Genomic DNA, 509 nt, shown 5'->3' with positions numbered 1-509 from the left:
GCATTAAAGCTTTTATGACTTGCTATGCGTCCTTTGGCAGTGCGTTCTATATAACCATTTGCTAATAAATAAGGTTCTATATCATCTTCAATCGTATTTTCATCTTCGCTTAAAGCTGCAGCTATACTTGCAAGTCCCATAGGTTTTTGTTTTGCTGCTGTTAAAAGTTCAAGATATCTTAAATCCATCGCATCAAAACCCAATTCATTTACTCCTAAAGAATTTAAAGCTTCATTAGCTCTTTTTAGAGTAATATTTTTTTCATCATTAACATCAGCAAAATCTCTCACTCTTTTTAAAAGCCGAAGTGCAATTCTAGGTGTAGATCTTGATCTTTTTGCGATTTCAAGTGCTGCATCTTCTTCACAGACTTTATTAAGTTTTAAAGCAGCTTTTTGAAGTATAGTTGCAAGTTCATTATCTTTGTAAAATTCTAAACGAAATTGCATCCCAAAACGATCTCTTAAGGGATTACTAAGCATACCCGCACGTGTAGTGGCACCTATGAG

At 34.2% G+C, this 509-nt stretch carries 1 protein-coding gene; it reads right to left on the bottom strand.

Annotated elements, in window-relative coordinates:
- Positions 1 to 509, bottom strand: a 509-nt coding sequence (locus JG676_RS07805) for a Holliday junction DNA helicase RuvB C-terminal domain-containing protein (RefSeq protein WP_281431922.1), incomplete at both ends; no start/stop codon positions are given.

Source organism: Campylobacter sp. 2018MI34, assembly GCF_016598975.1.
GTDB lineage: Bacteria > Campylobacterota > Campylobacteria > Campylobacterales > Campylobacteraceae > Campylobacter_D.
Note: the sequence above shows the minus strand (reverse complement) of the source record. Positions and strands in the feature narration are given on the sequence as shown.